Annotated in this window: 21 protein-coding genes; 8 read left to right on the plus strand and 13 right to left on the minus strand. The window is 61.3% G+C overall.

Annotation, left to right across the window (positions count from 1 at the left end; translation table 11 throughout):
• Positions 1–43: 43 nt before the first annotated feature.
• The 4 genes from ACFIQF_RS16830 to ACFIQF_RS16845 all read left to right on the plus strand — a co-directional run bounded on the left by ACFIQF_RS16830 (position 44) and on the right by ACFIQF_RS16845 (position 2,916).
• Positions 44–802: an SDR family NAD(P)-dependent oxidoreductase gene (locus tag ACFIQF_RS16830; RefSeq protein ID WP_393944638.1), complete on the plus strand. Its 759-nt coding sequence runs from the start codon at positions 44–46 to the stop codon at positions 800–802.
• A 240-nt stretch (positions 803–1,042) separates the two neighbouring features.
• Positions 1,043–1,618: a PPC domain-containing DNA-binding protein gene (locus ACFIQF_RS16835; RefSeq protein ID WP_393944640.1), complete on the plus strand. Its 576-nt coding sequence runs from the start codon at positions 1,043–1,045 to the stop codon at positions 1,616–1,618.
• Complete coding sequence (locus ACFIQF_RS16840; RefSeq protein WP_393944641.1) at positions 1,611–2,015, plus strand: PPC domain-containing DNA-binding protein; 405 nt, start codon at positions 1,611–1,613, stop codon at positions 2,013–2,015. Before ACFIQF_RS16835 ends, ACFIQF_RS16840 begins: the two co-directional genes overlap by 8 nt.
• 28 nt (positions 2,016–2,043) lie before the next feature.
• Positions 2,044–2,916 (plus strand): PCC domain-containing protein, encoded by an 873-nt coding sequence (locus ACFIQF_RS16845; protein WP_393944643.1) that lies wholly within the window; start codon positions 2,044–2,046, stop codon positions 2,914–2,916.
• A gap of 59 nt (positions 2,917–2,975) precedes the next feature.
• On the opposite strand, the gene ACFIQF_RS16850 is transcribed toward ACFIQF_RS16845, so the two are convergent.
• The 5 genes from ACFIQF_RS16850 to ACFIQF_RS16870 all read right to left on the minus strand — a co-directional run bounded on the left by ACFIQF_RS16850 (position 2,976) and on the right by ACFIQF_RS16870 (position 7,628).
• Positions 2,976–3,773 (minus strand): SDR family NAD(P)-dependent oxidoreductase, encoded by a 798-nt coding sequence (locus ACFIQF_RS16850; protein WP_393944644.1) that lies wholly within the window; start codon positions 3,771–3,773, stop codon positions 2,976–2,978.
• Between the two features lie 134 nt (positions 3,774–3,907).
• Positions 3,908–4,786, minus strand: coding sequence for a phytanoyl-CoA dioxygenase family protein (locus tag ACFIQF_RS16855; protein WP_393944646.1), 879 nt, complete (start codon positions 4,784–4,786; stop codon positions 3,908–3,910).
• Between the two features lie 8 nt (positions 4,787–4,794).
• Positions 4,795–5,481 carry a GntR family transcriptional regulator gene (locus ACFIQF_RS16860; RefSeq protein ID WP_393944648.1) on the minus strand — a complete coding sequence of 229 codons (687 nt, stop codon included), beginning with the start codon at positions 5,479–5,481 and terminating at the stop codon, positions 4,795–4,797.
• 156 nt (positions 5,482–5,637) lie between these two features.
• The gene (locus ACFIQF_RS16865; protein WP_393944864.1) at positions 5,638–6,459 is read right to left on the minus strand and encodes an aldolase/citrate lyase family protein; all 822 of its coding nucleotides are present in this window, start codon (positions 6,457–6,459) and stop codon (positions 5,638–5,640) included.
• Between the two features lie 188 nt (positions 6,460–6,647).
• A complete protein-coding gene (locus tag ACFIQF_RS16870) occupies positions 6,648–7,628 on the minus strand; it encodes a Bug family tripartite tricarboxylate transporter substrate binding protein (protein ID WP_393944650.1) in 981 nt (326 codons plus the stop codon).
• A 210-nt stretch (positions 7,629–7,838) separates the two neighbouring features.
• Between ACFIQF_RS16870 and ACFIQF_RS16875 the strand changes: the two genes are divergently transcribed.
• Positions 7,839–8,600 carry an alanyl-tRNA editing protein gene (locus tag ACFIQF_RS16875; RefSeq protein WP_393944652.1) on the plus strand — a complete coding sequence of 254 codons (762 nt, stop codon included), beginning with the start codon at positions 7,839–7,841 and terminating at the stop codon, positions 8,598–8,600.
• 383 nt (positions 8,601–8,983) lie between these two features.
• Here ACFIQF_RS16875 and ACFIQF_RS16880 read toward each other — a convergent pair whose 3' ends face one another.
• On the minus strand, positions 8,984–9,892 hold the full coding sequence (locus ACFIQF_RS16880) for a 3-hydroxybutyryl-CoA dehydrogenase (protein WP_393944865.1): 909 nt from the start codon (positions 9,890–9,892) through the stop codon (positions 8,984–8,986).
• Positions 9,893–10,013: 121 nt separating this feature from the next.
• On the opposite strand from ACFIQF_RS16880, the gene purT reads away from it, so the two are divergent.
• Positions 10,014–11,243, plus strand: coding sequence for a formate-dependent phosphoribosylglycinamide formyltransferase (purT, locus tag ACFIQF_RS16885; protein WP_393944654.1), 1,230 nt, complete (start codon positions 10,014–10,016; stop codon positions 11,241–11,243).
• A gap of 110 nt (positions 11,244–11,353) precedes the next feature.
• Here the strand turns inward: purT and ACFIQF_RS16890 are convergent, their stop codons facing one another.
• Both ACFIQF_RS16890 and ACFIQF_RS16895 read right to left on the minus strand, forming a co-directional pair.
• Positions 11,354–11,686: a DUF1840 domain-containing protein gene (locus tag ACFIQF_RS16890; protein WP_393944656.1), complete on the minus strand. Its 333-nt coding sequence runs from the start codon at positions 11,684–11,686 to the stop codon at positions 11,354–11,356.
• 10 nt (positions 11,687–11,696) lie between these two features.
• Complete coding sequence (locus ACFIQF_RS16895) at positions 11,697–12,962, minus strand: class I SAM-dependent methyltransferase (protein ID WP_393944657.1); 1,266 nt, start codon at positions 12,960–12,962, stop codon at positions 11,697–11,699.
• Between the two features lie 128 nt (positions 12,963–13,090).
• On the opposite strand from ACFIQF_RS16895, the gene ACFIQF_RS16900 reads away from it, so the two are divergent.
• Positions 13,091–13,636, plus strand: a complete 546-nt coding sequence (locus ACFIQF_RS16900) for a hypothetical protein (RefSeq protein ID WP_393944659.1) — start codon at positions 13,091–13,093, stop codon at positions 13,634–13,636.
• Here the strand turns inward: ACFIQF_RS16900 and ACFIQF_RS16905 are convergent.
• Both ACFIQF_RS16905 and ACFIQF_RS16910 read right to left on the minus strand, forming a co-directional pair.
• A complete protein-coding gene (locus ACFIQF_RS16905; RefSeq protein WP_393944662.1) occupies positions 13,633–14,733 on the minus strand; it encodes a M14 family metallopeptidase in 1,101 nt (366 codons plus the stop codon). The two genes, ACFIQF_RS16900 and ACFIQF_RS16905, sit on opposite strands and share 4 nt — an antisense overlap.
• A gap of 75 nt (positions 14,734–14,808) precedes the next feature.
• Positions 14,809–16,875 (minus strand): molybdopterin-containing oxidoreductase family protein, encoded by a 2,067-nt coding sequence (locus tag ACFIQF_RS16910; RefSeq protein ID WP_393944664.1) that lies wholly within the window; start codon positions 16,873–16,875, stop codon positions 14,809–14,811.
• Positions 16,876–17,119: 244 nt separating this feature from the next.
• Here ACFIQF_RS16910 and ACFIQF_RS16915 point away from each other — a divergent pair, with 244 nt between their 5' ends.
• Positions 17,120–18,328 (plus strand): M20 aminoacylase family protein, encoded by a 1,209-nt coding sequence (locus ACFIQF_RS16915; RefSeq protein ID WP_393944665.1) that lies wholly within the window; start codon positions 17,120–17,122, stop codon positions 18,326–18,328.
• Positions 18,329–18,423: 95 nt separating this feature from the next.
• Here ACFIQF_RS16915 and ACFIQF_RS16920 read toward each other — a convergent pair whose 3' ends face one another.
• From ACFIQF_RS16920 to ACFIQF_RS16930, 3 genes are all read right to left on the minus strand, one after another.
• Positions 18,424–19,125: a haloacid dehalogenase type II gene (locus tag ACFIQF_RS16920; RefSeq protein ID WP_393944666.1), complete on the minus strand. Its 702-nt coding sequence runs from the start codon at positions 19,123–19,125 to the stop codon at positions 18,424–18,426.
• Positions 19,126–19,327: 202 nt separating this feature from the next.
• Positions 19,328–20,299, minus strand: a complete 972-nt coding sequence (locus tag ACFIQF_RS16925) for a Bug family tripartite tricarboxylate transporter substrate binding protein (protein ID WP_393944668.1) — start codon at positions 20,297–20,299, stop codon at positions 19,328–19,330.
• A 649-nt stretch (positions 20,300–20,948) separates the two neighbouring features.
• The gene (locus ACFIQF_RS16930; protein ID WP_393944670.1) at positions 20,949–21,404 is read right to left on the minus strand and encodes a methylenetetrahydrofolate reductase; all 456 of its coding nucleotides are present in this window, start codon (positions 21,402–21,404) and stop codon (positions 20,949–20,951) included.
• Between the last annotated feature and the right edge of the window lie 57 nt (positions 21,405–21,461).

Consider the following 21,461-nt stretch of genomic DNA (forward strand, 5'->3'; position numbering starts at 1 on the left):
CCCAAAAAAATTCATTAGCAACAACAAACCAACGGAGACAACAATGAATAACAAGGACCACGCCATTTTGGTGACAGGTGGCGCATCGGGCATAGGATTTTCAGTGGCACAAGGCCTGTTGGCCGAAGGCTGGAAAGTGGCGATTGCTGATTTGTCCACCGAGCAACTGCAGCGCGCAAACGCAGAGATCGCCTCAGACCGCTGCAGCTTTGTGCACATGGATGTCAGCGACGAAGCTGGCGTCATCCAGGCCATTGAGAAGATCGAAGCAGAGTTTGCGCCGCTGGCCGGCCTCGTCAACTCGGCCGGCATTGCCAAGGACATCCCCTTCCTCGAAACCGACACCGCCACGGTGCGCAAGATCATGGACGTCAACCTGGTGGGCACCTTTGTCGTAGCCCGCGAAGTAGCGCGCCGCATGAGCCAGCGCAAACATGGCTCCATCGTCAACATCGCCTCCGTCTCAGGCATTCGCGGCAACCTGGGGCGCTCTGCTTACGGCGCCTCCAAGGGCGCTGTCATCAACCTCTCCAAGGTAATGGCGGTGGAGCTGGCAGAACATGGCATCCGCGTCAACGCAGTTGCACCCGGGCCGGTGGAAACACCGCTGGTCAAGCAAGTGCACACCGCCGAAGCCCGTGAAATCTGGATGCGCGTCGTCCCCATGCACCGCTATGCCTCGCCCGACGAGCTGACCGGCACCATTGCCTGGCTGCTCGACGGCAGCAAATCCAGCTATGTGACCGGCCAGGTGATTTCTGTGGACGGCGGCTTCACCGCAGCCGGCCTGATGGCAGCCTGATAGCCGCGCTGGTTCCGCCACAGCACAGCCTGCCATGCCTGCGCCAAACGCTTTTCTCAGAACGCGTTTGGCGCAGGCCAAGCACCCACACCGTATGTGCATCCTGAAAGCAGCGCATCTTCGCCTTACCGGGCACTCCAGAAGCATGCGTGATTGACTTTCCCATCGACAGTAGCGCAGCGACTCTGCCATGCTGTTTTCTGCCTTTTAGTCCATCGCCACAAGCGCCAGGAGTACTAAATGCAAACACTCTCGCTCAACCAGCGTTCAAAGCGCTCGGCCCAAGTTCCTCGTGCCAGAACCATGGCGCACCCAGGCAGCTTCAACCCGGTCCGCATGCAAAGCTGCAGCGCCCAAACAGGACGCCATTTACGCCTGCTGCTGCAACCTGGCCGGAATCTCTTTGACGCCATCATTGACAGCCTGCAAGCGCACGGCATTCGTAATGCATCCATGACCTTGTTAGGCGGATTTTTCGACAAGCTGCAGTACTGCACGGCACCGCCTGACCCTTCGCACAAAACACTGATTGCCTACACCGCACCCATCTGCACCGAACACTCCACCCTGGTATTTGGCAATGCCACCGTAGGCCAGAACGAAAAGGGCAAGCCGCTGGTGCATTGCCACGCCGTGGTCAGCACGGCTGCAGGCACTTTGGCGGGGGGCCACATCATCACGCAACAGACCGTCATCGGGCCACAGCCCATATCAGTGCTGGCGCTTGCACTGGAAGGCTTCAAGCTGCAAGCCACCTACGACGCCGAAACCCATATGTCCTTGTTGCAACCAACACCAGGAGAAAGCCATGCATGAAACCGTTGTAGAAAGCGGCGCCATGGGCCGAGTCGCCTACGCACGCATCGCGCCTAACGAAGATCTGGTGCAAGGCGTCGAGAAGCTGTGCCTCTCGCTGGGCTTCAAAAACGCTTTCGTGCGCGGTGCCCTGGGCAGCCTGGTGGATGCCTGCCTGTTAACCCGTCAAGGCGACTACCTGCGCGTCAGCGGGCCAGCGGTAGAAATTGTCAGCCTGGCCGGTGAAGTGCGTAGCTTGGCCGACGGCTCTGTGCAGGCAACACTTTCAGGCGTAGTGGCCGATCCGGAAGGCACCGTCTACGGCGGGCCTTTTGTCGCGGGCGGCAACTCCATCTGCACCACCTTCGAGATCACGCTGGAAGAATGGCTGCCCGCGCCCGACGAAAAAGAACACTGAATACACAACAAAACACAGGAGACAAAACATGAGAACCATCGCCCATCCCGGGCAGCCGTATGCAGCCAGGCACTGCATTGCCGATGCACAGATTCGCATGGGTGAAGACCAATTGCCCACCGGCGTCAGCCTGCTGGAAGCCTTCGATGCACTTTGCCAGACACAAGGCGTTCAAAGCGCCGTGGCGCAGTTCAGCGGCGGCAGTTTTTTGCCTTTCGCGTACTTGATGCCCGCGCTGTCAAGCAGCCCGGAACATGCTGTCTTCTATAGCGACCGACACAGCTCCAGCACACCGGTCAGCTTTGAATCTGCCACCATCACCAAGGGCGTGCGCGATGGCAAACCCTGGATGCATTGCCACGCCATCTGGCGCAATGCCGATGGCTCGCAAGCGGGCCATGTCATACCGAACGAAACCTTGGTGCAGGCCGCGCCGCAAATGAAGATATGGTACATAGACGGCGCAGATTTTGAAGTACTGCCTTGCGCCGAAACGAACTTCAGCCTCTTCAATGCTGTCCGCCATCAAGACAGCAAAACAGCTCCCGAAAATGCGCCTGCAGCATTGCCAGCATGGGTTGTCACACTGCGCCCCAACCAGGATTTTTGCGGCGCCCTGCTGAATATCTGCCAACAAGCAGGCATACAGCAAGCCAGAATTCGCGGAGGAGTGGGTAGCCTGAACGGTGTGCGCTTTACTGACGGCACCGTCATCGACTCTCTGGCCACCGAAGTATTTCTGCACAGCGGCACCATCGATACCAGCAAGCCATTGGCAGAGGCGGTGGTGATTGAGGCCAGCATGGTGGACTACCATGGCCGCACCTACAGCGGCCAGCTGGTGCCAGGCGACAATCCGGTCCTGGTGACTTTTGAGCTGGTGCTGGAGCCCGTCGCTTAGACTCCATCCGCGCAATCGCGGGCATTGGAATGCCCACAGTTTGAACGCTCAAGTGAGCATCAAGCGCAACGGGCGCTCAAGCCACCATCGACTACCAGCGAAGTGCCGGTGATGTAGCGCGCTTCATCACTTGCCAAAAACAGCGCGGCATAAGCAGTATCCCACGCATCGCCCATCTTGCCAGTTGGCGATATCTTGTCGCGCTGCTCAATCATCGAATCGAGATTTCCTCCATAAGATTGGAGCAAGGGCTCACGGATCAACGGCGTATTCATCATGCCAGGCAACACACAGTTGGCACGGATGCCCTGGGCGGCATATTGCAAGGCAATGTTCGATGTCATTGACACCATGGCTGCCTTGGAAGCGCTGTAGGCCAGGTAAGGGAAGCCGATATAGCGAATAGCAGCCAAGGAACTGATGTTGACAATCGATCCTTGCTGGTTGACGAGCATGTGCGGAATCACATGTTTGCAAGCCAGGAATACGCTGGTCTGATTCACGGCAATCACGCGATCCCAGCTTTCCTTGCTGGTCTCTACCGGGCCACCAGTTTCCACAATGCCCACATTGTTGTGCAACACATCGATGCGCCCGTACTGCGCTACGCAGGCTTCGGCCATGGCTTGCACACTGGCCTCATCGGCGGCATTGGCCTGAAAGGCCACGCACTCCCCGCCTTCACCAGCGATCAAGGATTGCGTATCCTGCGCCGCTTCCAGCCGGAAATCCACTGCAAACACCTTGGCTCCTTCACGCGCATAAAGAACCGCGGCCGCCTTGCCGTTACCCCAGCCGGCACCCGAGGCTCCGGCGCCCACCACCACAACTACCTTGCCCTTCATTCGATCTACCATGTCGCTCCCAATACATAGAAATTAGTTCTTTAGACATGTCGCAGCCGGTCGCCTCAATGGCCCAAGACTTCGCAGGGCTTGCATAGCCTTCAGTGAAAGCTTATTCCGGCAGCAGACACGCCAGTGTCAAGCAATCAAGAGAACGATGCTGTCACGCTGGAGCGCGCGTGTTGGCCAAGCAACTCTGCCGCATTGGCGCGGATGGGAGTGAAATCCTGGTGCGCAATAAATGCCGGCCGCGTTGGTTTACGGATGGCGTTAGAAATTGCAGACAGAGTGAGGTAAACAATGCGCCGTGGATAAGGTGTGATGTTTCCGGCCGATCCATGCAAAAGGTTCGCATGGAACATCAAAACGCCACCGGGCTTCCCCACCGGGGTGACGATGCCATTGCGCTCCACCAGTCGGGTCACGGTTTCGTTATCTGGTGTCCACAACGGATATGACGTGGTTTTGCGGTCGTGCGAAGCGTTCAAAGCCCCTTCTCGGTGCGTGCGCGGCACCAGCATCAGAGGCCCGTTGATAGGCATGACCTCGTCCAGGAAAACCGCAATATTCATCGCGCGCGGCTCAGGCATGCCATCGTCCTTGTGCCAAGTTGGGAAGTCCTGGTGCCACTGCCACACATCGCCAGTGAATGCGGCTTTGGCGTTGATCTTGAACTGGTGGATATAGAGGCTTTCGCCAAACAATTGCTCCAGCGGCTCCACAAGCCTCGGGTCATGGGCGAGAAGTTTGCAAGCCTGGTTGTACTCATGGCAAGCAAATGCTGTACGCGGGGTGCCGTCCTTCTCGCGCCAGACCTCTTGGCGCTGCTCAGCCAATACCTCGCTGGAGGCTTTGCGCAGCAACTCGGTCTCCTCCGCCGTGAAGCAATCTGGGATAAAGATATAGCCTTGCTCTTCAAAACTCTCCAACTGTTCCGGGCTGAGTCTCATCGTCATCTCCTGGTTTATCGGTTGCGTGGGAAGTAGCGAAAATCGCGCCTGTTTTGCAGGGCGAACAGAAAACAAATCGGCGTTCAGGACACAAGGCGCTCGCACCATTCAGTGCCCGCCCTATGCAAATGGCTCGTAATGCATGCTTGTGCCTTGCCTGCATCACCTGCCAAGATCGCAGCAGCTATATCGGCGTGTTCCTGCCAAGCCCGTACAGGCACGCCAGGGTCGGCCAAGACGCTCATCATGGCGCGCATCAGATGCGACCATTGGTTTTGCATCATCTGCTCTATCACGGGATTGCCGGACAGCTGGTACAGAGCGCAATGAAAATTGAAATCAGCCTGCACCAGCTCCGCCAAGGAAGCCTGTGCCTTGCAAGCCTGCTGGCCTTTGCGCAAGACCTGTTCAAAGGCTTTGATCTGAGCAGCCGGAAGCTCATTCTTCTGGAGCCGTGCAGCGGCCAGCGACACCGCCAAGCCTTCGAGCGGTATGCGCACCTGGTACAAGCCCATGATGTGTGCAGGATCGACAGGCGCTATCTCCACGCCTTGCTTGCCGGCATCGCGCACCAGCCCCTGGTGCTTGAGCAATTGCAATGCATGGCTGACCGGCTGACGTGACACCCCCAACCTCTCGGCAAGCTCGTTCTGGCGAATGCGCTCACCGGGCTTGAACTCTCCCAAGGAGATGGCTAGCAAGAGACTCTCAAACACCTGATCGATGTACTGCGGCGCAGATGAAATTGAATTCTGAATTCCATTTTTCATAAGACCATTCTAGGGACAAGACCCACACCATGCAAAGAGGGCAAGGCTAGGTGTTTTCCAGACACCTGGCACTCGCCCTCATCACTGATTGACTACAGCACCAGCACCCCACTGATGCCTTGTCGAAAACGCCCGACCTGTCCGGTGCTGGCCTGCTCAATACGTATTCTTCACCGCCCCATCGGTGCCGCGGTAGCTCGCCAACAACTGCTTGGCGGCGGCGTGCAGCAGCATGGTGTCGGCGCCCACGGCAACAAACTGGGCGCCTGCGGCCAGCCACTTGTCACCCTGGGCCTTGTTGGTAGACAGAATGCCGGCGGCCTTGCCGGCCTGGCGGATGCGGGCGATGGCGTCGGCGATCATGGCTTGCACTTCGGGGTGCCCGGGGTTGCCGACGTGGCCCATCGAGGCCGACAGGTCGGCCGGGCCGATGAACACGCCGTCTACGCCCGGCGTGGCGGCAATCGCGTCCAGGTTCTTCATCGCCTCTACGGTTTCGGCCTGCACCAGCAGGCAGGTTTGGGCGTTGGCCTCGTGCAGATAGTTGGGGTAGGCCTGCCAGCGCGAAGAGCGCGCCAGCGCACTGCCCATGCCGCGAATGCCTTGCGGCGGGTAGCGCATGGCTTGCACCAGGTGCGCGGCTTGCTCGGCGGTATCGACCATGGGCACCAGAATGGTTTGCACGCCAATGTCGAGGTATTGCTTGATCAGCACCGCATCGCCCGTGGGCACGCGCACTATCGGGTGCGGTGCAGGTACGTCGGGCGGCAGACTGAGCGTGGCGCTGGCCACCGCTTGCAGTTGTGCCAGCACGCTGCGCACATCGTTGGGCGCGTGCTCGCCGTCGATCAACAGCCAGTCAAAACCAGTACCGGCGCTGATTTCCGCCGCATAGCTGTCTGCCAGCGCCAGCCACAGGCCCAGTTTGACTTCGCCTGCCGCCATGGCTTGTTTGAAGGTATTGCTCGGGGTTTGCACGTTGTTCTCCATCAATTCAGGGTGGCCCGCCCACAACAGCGGGCCGGCAAACATTATGGGCTTTGGCAAAAAGCCTCGACGTCACCAGCGGAGCAGTTGAAAACAACAACGCCCCTTGTTGGGGGCGTTTTGGAGCGTTGCGCTGTTCAGCTTGTCAGCGGTTGCCAAGAACCGCCAGCCAGCTGTGCTCATTCAATCTTGAAACCGGTGTCCTTGACCACCTTCTTCCACTGGTCCGTCTCGGCCTGGATTTGCTCGGCAAACAGCTCGGGCGAGGTTTTCACCGGGATGTAGTCGTACTGCTTGAGCTTGGCCAGCACATCGGGCATCTGCATGACCTTGTCAACGTTTTGCGAGAGCGCGGTGATGATCTCCTTGGGCGTTCCCTTGGGCGCCAGCAGGCCGGCCCAGGAGCTGAATTCCATGTCCTTGATGCCCAGCTCCTGGAAGGTGGGCACGTCGGGGAAGGAAGCGGCACGCTGCGGCAAGATCACGGCCAGCGCCTTGACCTTGCCCGATTTGATCATCTCCACCGCTGCAAACGAGTCGAAGGAGAAATCCACCTCGCCCGCCACCACCGCCTGCATCTGCGGGCTCGTGCCCTTGTACTGCGCGTTGATGATGTGTGGCGCCTTGATCACATGCTTGAACTGCTCGGTGATCAGGTTGATGATGGCGCTGCCCGACGAGGCGGTGAGCGGCTTGTCCTTGTTGCCGGCCAGCGCGATCAGCTCTTTCATCGAGTTGGCGGGCAGGTCCTTGCGCGCAATCACCACAAAGCCCACCGAGCACACCTTGGCCACCGGCGCAAAGCTGGCCGCTGCCTCGTAGTTGGCTTTGTAGATGACGGGGCTGAGCGTTTGCGCACCCGCCGTGTTGAACAGCAAGGTGTAGCCGTCAGCCGTGGCACGCGCCACTTCGCCGGTGCCGATCATGCCGTTGGCGCCGCCCTTGTTGTCGATGACGAACGAGGCCTTCATCAGCTCGCCCATTTTCTGCATCACCAGACGGGCCACCACATCGGTGGTGCCGCCGGCGGCAAAAGGCACGATCACCCGCACCGGCTTGTTCGGGTAGGCCGACTGCGCCTGCGCCCATTGCGGCAGGCCCGCTGCTGCAGCGGCACCGGCCAGGGTGCTGAGAAAGTGGCGGCGTGGGATTTCAATCATGCTTTTGTCTCCTTGCTTGCTTATTCGTGAACGCTTGATTGTGGTCAGCAGTGTCTGCCTTGTCTAATATCGGACACCAATGCACCCATTCGCGCAAGCTATCAACAACCCCTAGCCGCAAAAATTCAGGGTTGCCCAGGCGACAAAGCCGACAGCGCTGAGCCGCTAGCATGACTGTCTCCCATGTGTCTCAGCTGTTGCCCTTCGTCCATGACCACCTTGCCCGCTACCGAAGAACTGTTCCGCGCCGACGCCTATCTGCAAACCTGTGAAGCCACCGTACTGGCCGTGAGCGAGGCCGGCATCGTGCTCGACCGCACCGTGTTCTACCCGCTGGGCGGCGGGCAGGCCGGCGATGCTGGCGAACTGCGCTGCGCCGATGGCCGTGTGGTGCCGGTGGTCGATACGCGCAAAGGCAAGGCCGAAGACGGCCAGCCGCTGCCGCTGGTAGTGCATGTGCCCGCAGCCGATGCGCCAGCGCTGCAAGTGGGCGAGCGCGTGAGCGCAAAGATTGATTGGCAGCGCCGCCACCGCCTGATGCGCTTGCACAGCGCCTCGCATGTGCTTTGCCACCTGGTGCCGCACCTGGTCAACGGCTGCTCGATCACGCCCGAGCAAGCGCGCATCGATTTTGTGACCAACGAAGCCATCGACAAAGATGCCATCACCGAAGGCCTGGCCGCCGTCGTAGCGCAAGCGCTGCCAGTGCAGGTGTCGTCCATCAGCGACGCCGAGCTGGACGCCAACCCCGCCCTGGTCAAAAGCATGAGCGTGCAGCCGCCGCGCGGCAGCGGCCAGGTGCGCACCATCCGCATTGGCGGCGATGGCAGCGGCCCCCTGCCCGCCATTGATTTTCAGCCCTGCGGCGGCACCCACATTGCCAGCACGCAGGAGATCGGCGCCGTCATCATCAGCAAAACCGAGAAAAAAGGCGCCAACAGCCGCCGCGTGATTTTGAGCTTTGCGGATTGAGCGGCGGCGGGGCTGGTAACGACCCACAAGATGGCCACCTCGGCCACATCAGCTCGCTACCAAGAGCGTCTCACCGGTATTCAAACAGCATCACTTCGCAGTAAAGCGGGCGCTGGAATCATTCACCACAATGGCGAGATGGCTGTGTAGGGGCAGGCCATCCTGGCGCGACGCCGAGCTGCAGACAGTACACATGTACGGCAAAGCCGGATGGCCGGCCCCGCAGCAACAAAGCATACGCGGCCATATCGCCACCCCAAAACGAAGACTCCCAACACAAGCATTACAGCCAGCTTCGTCACCGCACTTACTCTCCCCGTCAAAAACAAAAAAGCCGCGCAGTGCCAAACACTGCGCGGCTTTTGCGGTTCAAAAATCTGGGCTTAGTACTGGTACACGCCCTTGCCGGTCTTGCGGCCGAGGTGCCCCGCGCTCACCAGCTCCTTGAGCAGCGGGCAGGGACGGTACTTGCTGTCGCCAAAGTCCTTCAGGTACACCTCCATCACGGCCAGGCAGACGTCCAGACCGATCATGTCGGCCAGCGCCAGCGGGCCAATCGGGTGGCTGCAGCCGAGCTTCATGCCGGCGTCGATGTCTTCGGCCGTGGCGTGGCCTTCGGCCAGCACAAAGAAGGCTTCGTTGATCATCGGCACCAGAATGCGGTTGACGACAAAGCCGGGCGAGTTCTTCACGGTGATCGGGGTCTTGCCCAGCTTCTCGGCCATGGCCTTGACGGCGTCGTGCGTAGCATCGCTGGTTTGCACGCCGCGGATCACTTCCACCAGCGCCATCAGCGGCACGGGGTTGAAGAAGTGCATGCCGATGAACTTGTCAGCGCGCTTGGTGGCGGCAGCCAACTGCGTGATCGAGATCGACGAGGTGTTCGATGCCAGCAGCACTTCCGGCGCCAGCAGATCGTCTACCTGCTTGAGGATCTTGAGCTTGAGTTCGTAGTTTTCGGTGGCCGCTTCGATCACCAGTTGCGCGGCCTTCAGGTCGTCGTAATTGGTCGATGCCTTGATGCGGCCCAGCGCAGCGGCCTTGTCGGCTTCGCTGATCTTTTCTTTCTTGATCAGACGGTCCAGGCTACCCGCCACGGTGGCCAAGCCCTTTTGCACGGCGGCCTCGGAGATATCCACCATCACCACATTCAAACCGGCCACCGCGCAAGTCTGCGCAATGCCGTTGCCCATGGTGCCTGCACCAATCACGCCTACGGTCTGGATCGTCATCTGTCTTCCTTTGGAGGTTTGCTGTCGTTCACAGGCGGCTTGGCCGCCCTCTTTGTCCATCATAGCGGCTCATGCTGCACTGCGGCAAAAACTGGGCGACAGCCCTGCTGGGGTAAGCCGCCCCGCCTAGAATCGGCCGCAGCGCCCCTGCGCGCCTCTTTGATTTACCACAAGGCTTGTTATGACCACCCTCGGCACCCCTCTCTCCAAACACGCAACCAAAGTCATGCTGCTGGGCAGCGGCGAGCTGGGCAAGGAAGTGCTGATCGCCCTGCAACGCCTGGGCGTGGAAACCATTGCCGTCGACCGCTACGAAAACGCGCCTGGCCAGCAGGTGGCGCACCATGCGCACACCATCACCATGAGCGACCCGGCGCAGCTCACCGCACTGATCGAGCAAATCAAACCCGACATGGTGGTGCCCGAAATTGAGGCCATCGCCACGCCCGCCCTGCAGGCGCTGGAAGCCGCCGGCACCGTGCGCGTGGTGCCTACCGCCCGCGCCACGCGCCTGACGATGGACCGCGAAGGCATCCGCCGCCTGGCCGCCGAAACCCTGGGCCTGCCCACCAGCCCCTACCAATTCTGCGATTCGCTGGCCGAGCTGCAAGCGGCCATTGACGGCGGCATTGGCTACCCTTGCGTCGTCAAGCCGGTGATGAGCAGCTCGGGCAAGGGCCAGAGCAAGATCGACGGCCCGGCCGATGTGGAAAAGGCCTGGAACTACGCCATGGAAGGCGGCCGTGTGCAAGGCGGGCGCATCATCGTCGAAGGCTTTATCGATTTTGACTACGAGATCACCTTGCTGACCGTGCGCGCCAAGAACGCGGCCGGCCAGATCGAAACCCAGTACTGCGAACCCATCGGCCACGTGCAAGTCAAGGGCGACTATGTGGAAAGCTGGCAGCCGGCCCGCATGGCGCCTGCCGCGCTCACACTGGCCCAAGACATTGCCCGCGAGATCACCACCAACCTCGGCCAGGGCCTGAATGGCGAGCCTGCCGGCCTGGGCCTGTTCGGCGTGGAGCTGTTTGTCAAGGGCGATCAGGTCTGGTTCAGCGAAGTCAGCCCGCGCCCGCACGATACCGGCATGGTGACGATGATCACGCAGTGGCAAAACGAGTTCGAGCTGCACGCCCGCGCCATTCTGGGCCTACCGGTCGACACCAGCCTGAAAACGCCGGGCGCCAGCGCCGTGATTTACGGCGGCGTCGAAGCCCAAGGCATTGTGTTTGACGGCGTGGAAGCAGCCCTGCAAGTGCCTGGCACCGAAGTGCGCCTGTTCGGCAAACCCGAGAGCTTTGAGCGCCGCCGCATGGGCGTGGCCCTCGCCCGCGCGGCCGATACCGACACTGCTCGCGTCAACGCCAAGAAGGCGGCAGCACTGGTCAAGCCGCGCGTGGCGGAGTAACGCGCCGGTCCACAGCTCCACACCGGCAGCTGAAAACAAAAACGACTGCCGCGAGCAGTCTTTTTTTCTGGCTTGCTGGCAAAGCGCCGGGCGCGGCGCTCAGTGCCAGATCAAGCGCCCCACACCACGTCGGCGCCTTCGGCCGCGCTGCGTTGCAGCATGTCGATAAACGGCACGGCGCGCTGCTTGAGGCCGACCGTGGCTTTCACGTCTTTACCGTCCTCGTCTTCGGCATCCTTGTCGATGGCTTCGGCCGGCTGCTTGCTGCGCTCGTCCTCGGCAGCCACAGCGGCTTGCAGCGCCTGGATGGCAGCAGGAATCTGTGCCACGGTGATGATGCCGGTGGGCGACGGGTCCTTGCCGATGATTTGCAGAATCTTCTTGCCATCGGGCTCCAGCAGGATCAGCTCGGCCGTGGCGCGTGACACAAATTTGTACAACACAGTCTTCTCCTTATCGGTACATGTAATCCCGGGTGAACGGGTATTGTGATTGTGCCCCAGGCAGGCTGCCTGTCAGCATGGAGCCATCAGGCACGACAGCCAACATCTGATGCAAGGCGATCCAGCCGCGCTCAAAACCGGTGGCGCAACCGGCCAGGTAGAGGCGGTAGGCGCGCAGGGTTTTAGCCGCTTGCTCGGCATCGGTTTTTTGCGCCAGCACGCGCTGGGCCTCGTCCAGCTGGGCTTCCAGCGCATCGGACCAGGCCCACAAGGTTTTGGCGTAATGCGGGCGCAGGTTCTCGGTATCCACCATTTCCCAGCCGGCGTTGGCCATTTCTTGCTGCACCACGCTCACGTGCAGCAGCTCGCCACCGGGGAAAATGTATTTTTCGATGAACTCGCCCATGCCCGCGCCCACCTGCTCGTTCTCGGTGCCGCCGGCGGTGATGCCATGGTTCATCAGCAAGCCACCGGGCCGCAGCAGGCTTTTGAGCACGCAGAAATACTCGTGCATGCGCGCGCGGCCCACGTGTTCGAACATGCCGACCGAGGCGATCTTGTCAAAAGGCTCGCTGGCCTTCAGCTCGCGGTAATCCATCAGCAGCATTTGCACGCGCTCTTGCAAACCTTTTTCGGCAATGAGCTGGTTCACATAAGCGTGCTGGTTTTTCGACAAGGTGATGCCGGTGGCCTGCACCCCGTAATGCTCGGCAGCCCACAGCAACAGGCCGCCCCAGCCCGCACCCACGTCCAGAAAACGCTCGCCGCTGTGCAGGCGCAGCTTGCGGCAGATCAGATCAAGCTTGGCCTCTTGCGCCTGCGCCAAGTCAAAATCTGCCTGCGCGTAGTAAGCGCAGGAGTAGACCCGGCGCGGGTCCAGCCACAGCGCATAGAAGTCGTCCGATACGTCGTAATGGAACTGGATCTGCTGCGAATCTTTGGTCAGCGTGTGCAGGGCCGCTGAGCGCGAGCGCGCCAGCATGCGGCTCCACCAGGTGGAGCGCGCCGCCACCGGGTCGCTGGGCATCAGTGCCACTGCGGCGGCCATGGCATCGCGCATACTGCCCTCAATCTCTACGCCGCCTTCCACAATGGCACTGCCGACAATGCCAACATCGCCGGCGGCCAATGCCGCCAGACCGGCTGCGGTGTGGCAGCGGATGCGTACTTGCGCGTTTTCGGGGGAGCCTGTCCACCCGCCTTGGGGTAGAGCAATGGCAACAGACACTGGCAAACCTGCCAGCTTCGACTCAAGCTTGGACTGCAGGGGATTCATACCAAACATTGTGGTCAGCGAACATGACACGTCAAGGGCAGCTCTCTGACACACATACGGCCAGCGCGGGCATGCGTGCAGCGCCATGCAGCGCTACAGTAGGTGTGCACAAACTTGAATTTCCGCCCATGCCAGATTCTCACCAAGCCTTTATCGACGCCACCTTGCAAGGCCTGCAAGCGCAGCACCCCGGCCGCGATTGGCTGCTGCTTTTCATCGGTGCCGAGCTGAGCGAAGCCTGGCTGTGCACGCCCGCCAGCCAGTCACCAAGCCGACACATGCTGCCGCTGGGTTACACGCAACTGGCGGCACAGCACATGCCTGGCAGCGCCATCAACGGCAGCCAGGTGGAGCGGGTGATTGAGACTGTGGAAGACGTGATCATGCCGCTCACCCGGCAATGGCCGGCCGCAACGGCGCAACGTACCTTGGCCGCCAGCGCTGCGCCACTGCAAGCGCTGGCCGAACTGTTGCCGCAGCGGGACGATGTGTTCTACAGCCTGCAAGAGTTAGAGCAGCTGTTCAACCGCTTTGCCGATGCCGCCATGGGCAGCCGCAGCGCCGCGGTGGTGCTGGCTCCTGCAGAAGCGGTTTGCCTGACGTTGCTGCGCGAGTGCATGCACCACTGGGGCTGCCACAGCCTGGTGCTGTTGCCACCCCAGGCCGACGTTTAGCCCGCGCTCAAGCCATCGACCGCCTGGAACATGGACTGCCGCGCCTGGCTGATGATCTGGCCTTGCCAGGTTTCGCTCTCGTCGTAGAAAGCGGCGCGCATTTGCTGGTGGATGGCCTGGCGTTGCTCCTGCGGCGCATCGGGGTTGTTGTGCACCCAGTGGTCGGCCCGGATGGCACCCGTGGTTTGCAGCACCGGCACGGTGCCGTATTCCATGGCGATACCGGTGAACTCGGCTTGTGGACATTCTTGCAAGGCACTGTTCCACAAAAGGCCGGTGAGCGGCGGCGAAGAAGAGCTGCCGTCGTCCAACGATGTCACCGGCGTAGTGCCGCCCCCATCCCACCAACGGCGCGCACGCGCCAGCATGGCCGCATCGTTGGGACCGGTAAAGATGCGCTCGCCATAGCCATTGGGGCCGAGCCCGGTGTGCACATCGATCCAAGCCAGCTTCTTGGCTTTAGCGCCGTGCTGGCGCAGCACTTTGCGGATGGTCTGGTTGCTCCAGGTGGGCGCCTGGCCGCCAAAGAAAACGCCGGTCGGGTGCTGGTACTGGCCTTGGCCCACAGCGGCCTGCCAGGCTTTCTGGCCGCGCTCGGCGATGTAGCGGTCAATCGCCTGCTGCACCGCCGGCGTGGGTGGCCAGTGTTCGGGCAAGATCAAATCCTGCACTTCGTCATACGCGGCGTTGTGCGGCAAGGGCTGCGAGAAGTCGACAAAGTTGCGGTTCAGGTCCACGTTCTCGTGCGTGACGCGGCGGCCAAACGAGAAGCCATACGGGTTCAGCGCATGCACATAAAGCACGGCCACGCCAGCGGCGCGCGCCTTGTCCAGCCACTCGGCATCGTGCAGCGCAAACACTTGCACGCCGCTGCCGCAATAGCCTTCGATGCCGTGGCAGGCGCTGCTGACGATGAGCAGCTTGTCGGCATCGGCCGCGCCATCGCGCGCCACATCCATGGCCAGGGTTTCGTCGTCGGCGCCATCGAGCGGGTGGTTGTGCGATTCGATCTGCAGGCCGGCCAGAACGGCGCCCTCCAGAAACTTCACCCGCGCTTTGGCGTAGCTTTCAGAAAATGCATCGCGCACTGCAATCATCGGGTCTCCAGCTAGTTTGTTGTTAGATGTAACAGTCTAGCGGAGCAGATTGGCAAAACAAGTGTCGCCGCAGCGCTATGCGGGTAAACGCTCCACCTGTACCGCGCAGTCGTAGAAAGAAGGCGCACGCCCCATGTCGGTGAGCTGCTGGTGCGTCAGCTCGTTCACATTGGTGCCGTTGGGCCCGTCTTTGCGCCACCAGATACCCAGGCCCACCACCACGCCGCGCTTGGCGCGGCCGTTGATGCTGGCGTGGCAGACATGCTCGCCGCGCTGGTTGAAAACACGCACCGCGTCGCCATCGGCGATCTGGCGGCCGGCGGCGTCGTCCGGGTGAATCTCCAACAAAGGCCGCACCTCGGCACTGCGCAGCTGACGCACGTTGACGAAGGTGGAATTGAGGAAATTGCGCGCCGGCGGCGAGATCATCGCCAGCGGGTGCTCGGCGGTGGGCTGCTCGTAGTTAGGCAGAAAATCGGGCAGCGGGTTGATGCCCAGTTTTTCGAGCGCGGCACTGTAGAACTCGCATTTGCCCGATGGCGTAGCAAAGCCACCATCGGCAAACGGCGCATCGGGCAGCGCCTGCACGGCAAAGCCCTGGGCCAGCAAGGTGTCGAAGTTGACGCGGTTCGCATCCATGGCGGCGCGGCACAGGTCTTCGTCGCTGGTGCGGAAATGCGGCGCGGCAAAAGCAGCGTCATGCCGCGCCATGTGGGCGGCCAGGTCGCGGAAGATCTGCGCATTGCTGCGCGCCTCGCCTTGCGGCGCAATCGCTGGGCGGTTCAGCAAAACATCGGTGTGGCCGTAGGTGGTGTGAATGTCCCAGTGCTCCAGCTGCGTGGTGGCGGGCAGCACGTAATCGGCGTAATCGGCCGTATCGGTGACAAAGTGCTCCAGCACCACGGTGAACAGGTCTTCGCGTGCAAAGCCTTGCACCACCTTGGCCGATTCTGGCGCCACGGCCACCGGGTTGCTGTTGTAGCAAACCAGGGCTTGCACCTGCGGGCCAAAGCTGGCGCTGGCCGGTTGCAGCAAGGCGTTGCCAATCGTGCTCATGTTGATGGTGCGCGGGCGGCGTGCGCCCAGCAGTTGCGGCATCTGCAGATCGGCCCGGCGCGCAGGCGCGGTGGACGATGTGGACAACAACAGGCCGCCAGCACGGTGGCGCCACGCGCCCGTGAGCGCTGGCAAGCAGGCAATCGCACGCACCGCATTACCGCCACCGCGCGCACGCTGCACGCCGTAGTTCAGGCGAATCGCCGCGGGGTTGCTGGTGGCGTAGTCACGCGCCAGCTGGCGAATTTGCTCGGCCGTGATGCCGCACTCTGCCGCAGCGCGCTCGGGCGACCATTGCAGCGCACGGGCCCGCAGTTCGTCCCAACCCAGTGTGTGCTGGGCAATGTAGTCGTGGTCGAGCCAATCGTTGGTAATCAGCTCGTGCATTAGCGCCAAGGCCAGCGCCGCATCGGTGCCGGGCAGCAGCTGGATATGTTCGTGGCATTTGTCGGCAGTTTCGGACTTGCGCGGGTCAATGCAGATCAGCTTGGCGCCGTTGCGCTTGGCCTCTTGCGCATAGCGCCAGAAATGCAGATTGCTGCCAATGCTGTTGCTGCCCCAGATGAGGATGAGCTGGCTCTCGGCAAAAAACTGCACACGCATGCCCAGCTTGCCGCCGTAGGTGTGCAGCAGCGCCTCGCTGCCCGCGCTGGCGCAGATGGTGCGGTCCAGCAGGCTGGCGCCCAACTGGTGGAAAAAGCGCCGATCCATGCTTTCGCCTTGCACATAGCCCATGGTGCCGGCGTAGCTGTAGGGCAAGATGGCTTCCGGGTTGCGCTGTGCGATGGCGTGCAAGCGGGCTGCAATATCACTCAGTGCCTCGTCCCAGCTCACGGGCTGGAACTGGCCGGCGCCTTTGGGGCCCACGCGCTTGAGCGGCTGCAGCACGCGATCGGCGTGGTAACTGCGCTCGGTGTATTTGCTCACCTTGGCACACAAGACGCCACCGGTATGCGCATGCGCCGGGTTGCCGCTGACCTTGGTGGCCACGCCGTCGACCACGGTGGTCACAAGCGAGCAGGTATCCGGGCAGTCGTGCGGGCAAGCGCCCAACACGGTAGTGGCGGCAGCGGTGGCAGTGGTCATGGCGGGCAATCGAGGGGGGAGTATTTGGCAAGAGCGCACATCGTAGCGCGCTGGCCTGGCACAAGCAGGCTTGCGGTGTCGCCGAGTGCCGCGCAAGGGTTATTCCCAGGTTTTTTCGCCCTGCACGGCGCCTGCTTTGCTGCACCATAGAGAGCTTGGCTCCTGCGCTGCGGCGCTTGCTAACCAACACCCGGCGCAGACCGGCTGCAACGCAGCGCCAGCGCGGGTTTTACCAGGACAACCCATGAAGCTGATTGACTCCATCGTGGCCGAAGCGGCCAGCATTGCCCAGATCCGCAAAGACATCCACGCCCACCCCGAGCTGTGCTTTGAAGAAGTGCGCACCGCCGACCTGGTGGCCGCCAAGCTGACCGAATGGGGCATCCCCATCCACCGCGGTCTGGGCACCACCGGCGTGGTGGGCATCGTGCACGGCAAAGATGGCGGCGCCAGCGGCCAGGCCGTGGGCTTGCGCGCCGATATCGATGCGCTGCCCATGCAGGAGATCAACACCTTCGAGCACGCCAGCAAGCACGCCGGCAAAATGCACGCCTGCGGCCACGACGGCCACACCGCCATGCTGCTGGCAGCGGCCAAGCACTTTGCCAAACACCGCAATTTTGACGGCACGGTGTACCTGATCTTCCAACCCGCCGAAGAAGGCGGCGGCGGTGCGCGCGAGATGATCAAGGACGGCCTGTTCGAGAAATTCCCGATGCAAGCCGTGTTTGGCATGCACAACTGGCCCGGCATGGCCGCTGGCAACATGGCGGTCAGCCCCGGCCCGGTCATGGCGTCTAGCAACGATTTCAAGATCACCATCACCGGCAAAGGCGGCCACGGTGCCATGCCGCACATGGGCAACGACCCGATCCCCATCGCCTGCCAGATCGTCACCGCGTTCCAGACCATCATCTCGCGCAACAAAAAGCCGCTCGATACCGGCGTGATCTCGGTGACCATGTTCCACGGCGGCGAAGCCAACAACGTGATCCCCAACACCGTCGAGCTGCAAGGCACGGTGCGCGCCTTCACGGTAGAAGTGCTGGATTTGATCGAATCGCGCATGCGCCAGGTAGCAGAAGGCTGCTGCGCCATGAACAACGCCAAGTGCGATTTCTATTTCAACCGCAACTACCCGGCTACCGTCAACAGCGCGCCCGAGGCCGAGTTTGCCCGCCAGGTGATGGTAGATATCATTGGTGAAGACCGCGTCAAAGCCCAAGAGCCCACCATGGGCGCGGAAGACTTCTCCTTCATGCTGCAAGCCAAGCCCGGCGCCTATTGCTTTATCGCCAACGGCGACGGCGACCACCGCGCCATCGGCCACGGCGGCGGCCCCTGCACCTTGCACAACGCCAGCTACGATTTCAACGACGACCTGATCCCTTTGGGTGCCACTTACTGGGTGCAGCTGGCCACGCAGTGGCTGGCCAAGGCCAACGCCAAGTAAGCGTTTTCAAGCTGTCCAAAACAGCAAGCGCCCTGCGGGGCGCTTTTTTATAGATTGTTTTCCCAACTGGTGCCGCTGTTCAGGCTTGCCGCGTGTCAACACCCCAGTTGATCTGCCAGATCAACGATATCTCGGCAATGCCAGGTATTGGCTGGGCAAGCCGACACATCCTTGGGCCGGGCCGCGCCGAACTCCAGCGGCCGCTGGATATAAGCAGTCTGCAGCCCGCAAGCACGCGCTGCGGCCAGATCGTCCTGGTGCGCGGCCACCAGCATTACCGCTTCAGGCGCAACGTCAAATACATCGGCCACGCCCAGATAAGTAGCAGGATCGGGCTTGTAGGCGCGGAAGACTTCGGCTGAGAGCACGCAATCCCAGGGCAGGCCAGCGTTTTTCGCCATGTGCGTGAGCAGCGCGATATTGCCGTTGGACAGTGGTGTGATGACAAAGCGGCGTTTGAGCCGCTGCAGGCCGGCCACGCTATCGGGCCAGGCTTGCAGCCGGTGCCAGACGCGGTTGAGCGCGGCGCGCTCGGCCTCGGGCATGGCGCCCAGGCCGAACTGCGGCAGGATGTCGTCCAGAATGCGGCGGTGCAGCGCGTCTATGCGCGTCCAGCCCAGTTGGCCGCTGCGCACCAGCTCCATGGCTGGCTGGTAACCCGCGCGCCAGGCGTTGGCGAATGCATCGCCGTCCACCTGTGGATAAAGCTGTTCCATTTGTTGCACGATGGAACCGTGCCAGTCAACCACGGTACCAAACACGTCAAACGCCAAAACCTGCACGGGTGCTGCTGCCATGGCCTGCCTTTCTTGCCCAAATAAAAGGCAGCATGGCGCAAAAAAGTGGCTGAACGTATCACCCAAGTGTCTATGAACACTGGATTTTTGGCAAAAAAAAGCGCGATGTCTGGGACATCGCGCTTGGTGACTCAACTTTTTTAACCAAGGGAATGGTTAACCTACTGGCCTTGCCATTTTATCCCAATTCGCTACTTTTTGTTCAATCTAGCTGAATTTTGTTGCTTTTTATCACAGGGCCCAGTTTGGCGCGCTCGTCAGCCAGGAACTTGTCCATGTCGGCGCTGTTGGACGGAGTCACTTCCAGGCCCATGTCTTCGAGACGCTTGACCACGGCCGGCTCCTTGAGCGTGGCTTGCAGTTGCTTGCTCAGCAGCTCCACGCGGTCGGCCGGCGTGGCCTTGGGCACCACCACGCCTTGCCAGGCATAGGCGGCGTAGCCTTTGACGCCTTGCTCATCGAGCGTGGGAATATCCGGGAAAACCTTGGAGCGCTGCGGCGTGGCAATGCCGATGGCGCGCAGCTTGCCCGCCTGGATGTTCTGGTAACCGGTGACCGAGTCGACAAACATGAAAGGCACCTGGCCGCCCATCACGTCTTGCACGGCAGGCGCTGCGCCCTTGTAAGGCACATGCACCAGGTTCAGTTGCTGGCGCTCGCGGAAGATTTCGGTAGCCAGGTGGTGCGGCGAACCCGCGCCCGGCGTGGCATAGCTTACGCCGCCGCCTTGCGCCTTGGCCCAGGCCTCGAACTCCTGCAGGTTCTTGATCGGCAGCTTGGGGTTGACCACCAGGATCATCGGAAAGCGCACCAGCATGCCGACCGAGGCGAAGTCTTTCTCAGCGCTGTAGCTGAGCTTTTTGTACAGATACGGGTTGGCCGCCAGCGTGCCGGTGTCACCGGTCAGCAAGGTGTAGCCATCGGGCTTGGCACGGGCCGCGTAATCGGCACCGATATTGGTGGCCGCGCCCGGCTTGTTGATGATGATGATCGACTGCCCCAGCGCCTTGGCCATGGGCTCGGCCACCACGCGGGCCACCACGTCCGAGCCGCCACCGGCAGCGTATGGCACCACCCATTCCATGGGGTGATCGGGATAGGCCGCAAAGCTGAGCGCGGGCACGGTGAACACAGCTGCAGCCAGCACCTGGCGCAGGGAAAAACGCGACGACATGGTTTGTCTCCTGAAGGAATAGCTCGCCTTCTGCGGCGATGCGATATGCGCTGATTGTCGTCAACAAAGTTGCGTTTGCAACCAAGTGCTTTCCCTAGTAGTGCAAAGCACGTAAGCCAGCGTTCGCTGCAACCGCAAGCCGTTGCGGCCATGAAAAATGTCCGCTGTCAAGTCTTTGATGTAGACGGACAGTTCCGTAAAAGGTCTTATGGAATAACAGGTTAGTCCATATTTTGGTCGCTACGCATCCTTGCTGATTTGCGAGCTAGGTGCCACATAGGCGCTTTGCAGTGGCAAACGTAAGGATGTCTCAGCGAGCAAAGTCGCATCATCAAAGTTTCGGTCTATCACCATCTTCCTACAGAAGGCAGTTCGAGAAGGGCGTTTATCGTGTTTGCCCCCCCAATCTGCCAATCGATAGCTCGCACCGTCGAAGCCGATGATGCGGGCGATCCATTTCGATGTGGCACTTGCGCCTGCGTCCGGTGATGTTGGCCGCGTGTGTCCTGTGCCAATGGGATCGCGCCCATGGGGCGCTTGCGCAACGCGAAGGCTGAGGCGGGCGGTAGGATGCTCTCGAAGCGTTCGCCCCAACGAGGTCTGCTTCTATGGGGCATGCCAGTGCAAGCGACTGCTGGAGGCGCAGTAATCACATGGGAGCCGTGTCGATGGGTTGTTCAGGCTCGGCACGCGAGCAGTACTGCTCTACCCACTTCACGGACTGAGCGATGCCTCCGAATGGAAAGAAATGCAGGCTCACCTTTCCATGTGCTTCGGTCAGGCGGGTGGTCAGACGATCCACAAAGAGATCCGGGCCTGCTATGCCGAACAGCTTGCTGATCGAGATGCCGTACTTGGACAACATCGACGCGCATGCGCTAACGCCACACAAGGCGGCATAGCGCGCCAGCACCGCCACGCCTGCAGGGCCCGGCACGCCCACGCGTACGGGATGTTCGACGCCACGCCCGCGCAGGGCTTCCAGCCAGGCCAGCACGATGTCGGCATCGAAGGCAAATTGCGTGACGATCAAGGGCGCCATGCCGCGCCCTTCGATGCAGCGACACTTGTGTTCGAGCACTTTCCAACGATCAGATGTGCTCATGACCGGATGGCCCTCGGGATGGCCACCACAATCTCAACATCCTTCTTGAGCTGCTGT

The organism is Comamonas trifloxystrobinivorans, from assembly GCF_043359985.1.
Lineage (GTDB): Bacteria > Pseudomonadota > Gammaproteobacteria > Burkholderiales > Burkholderiaceae_C > Comamonas > Comamonas trifloxystrobinivorans.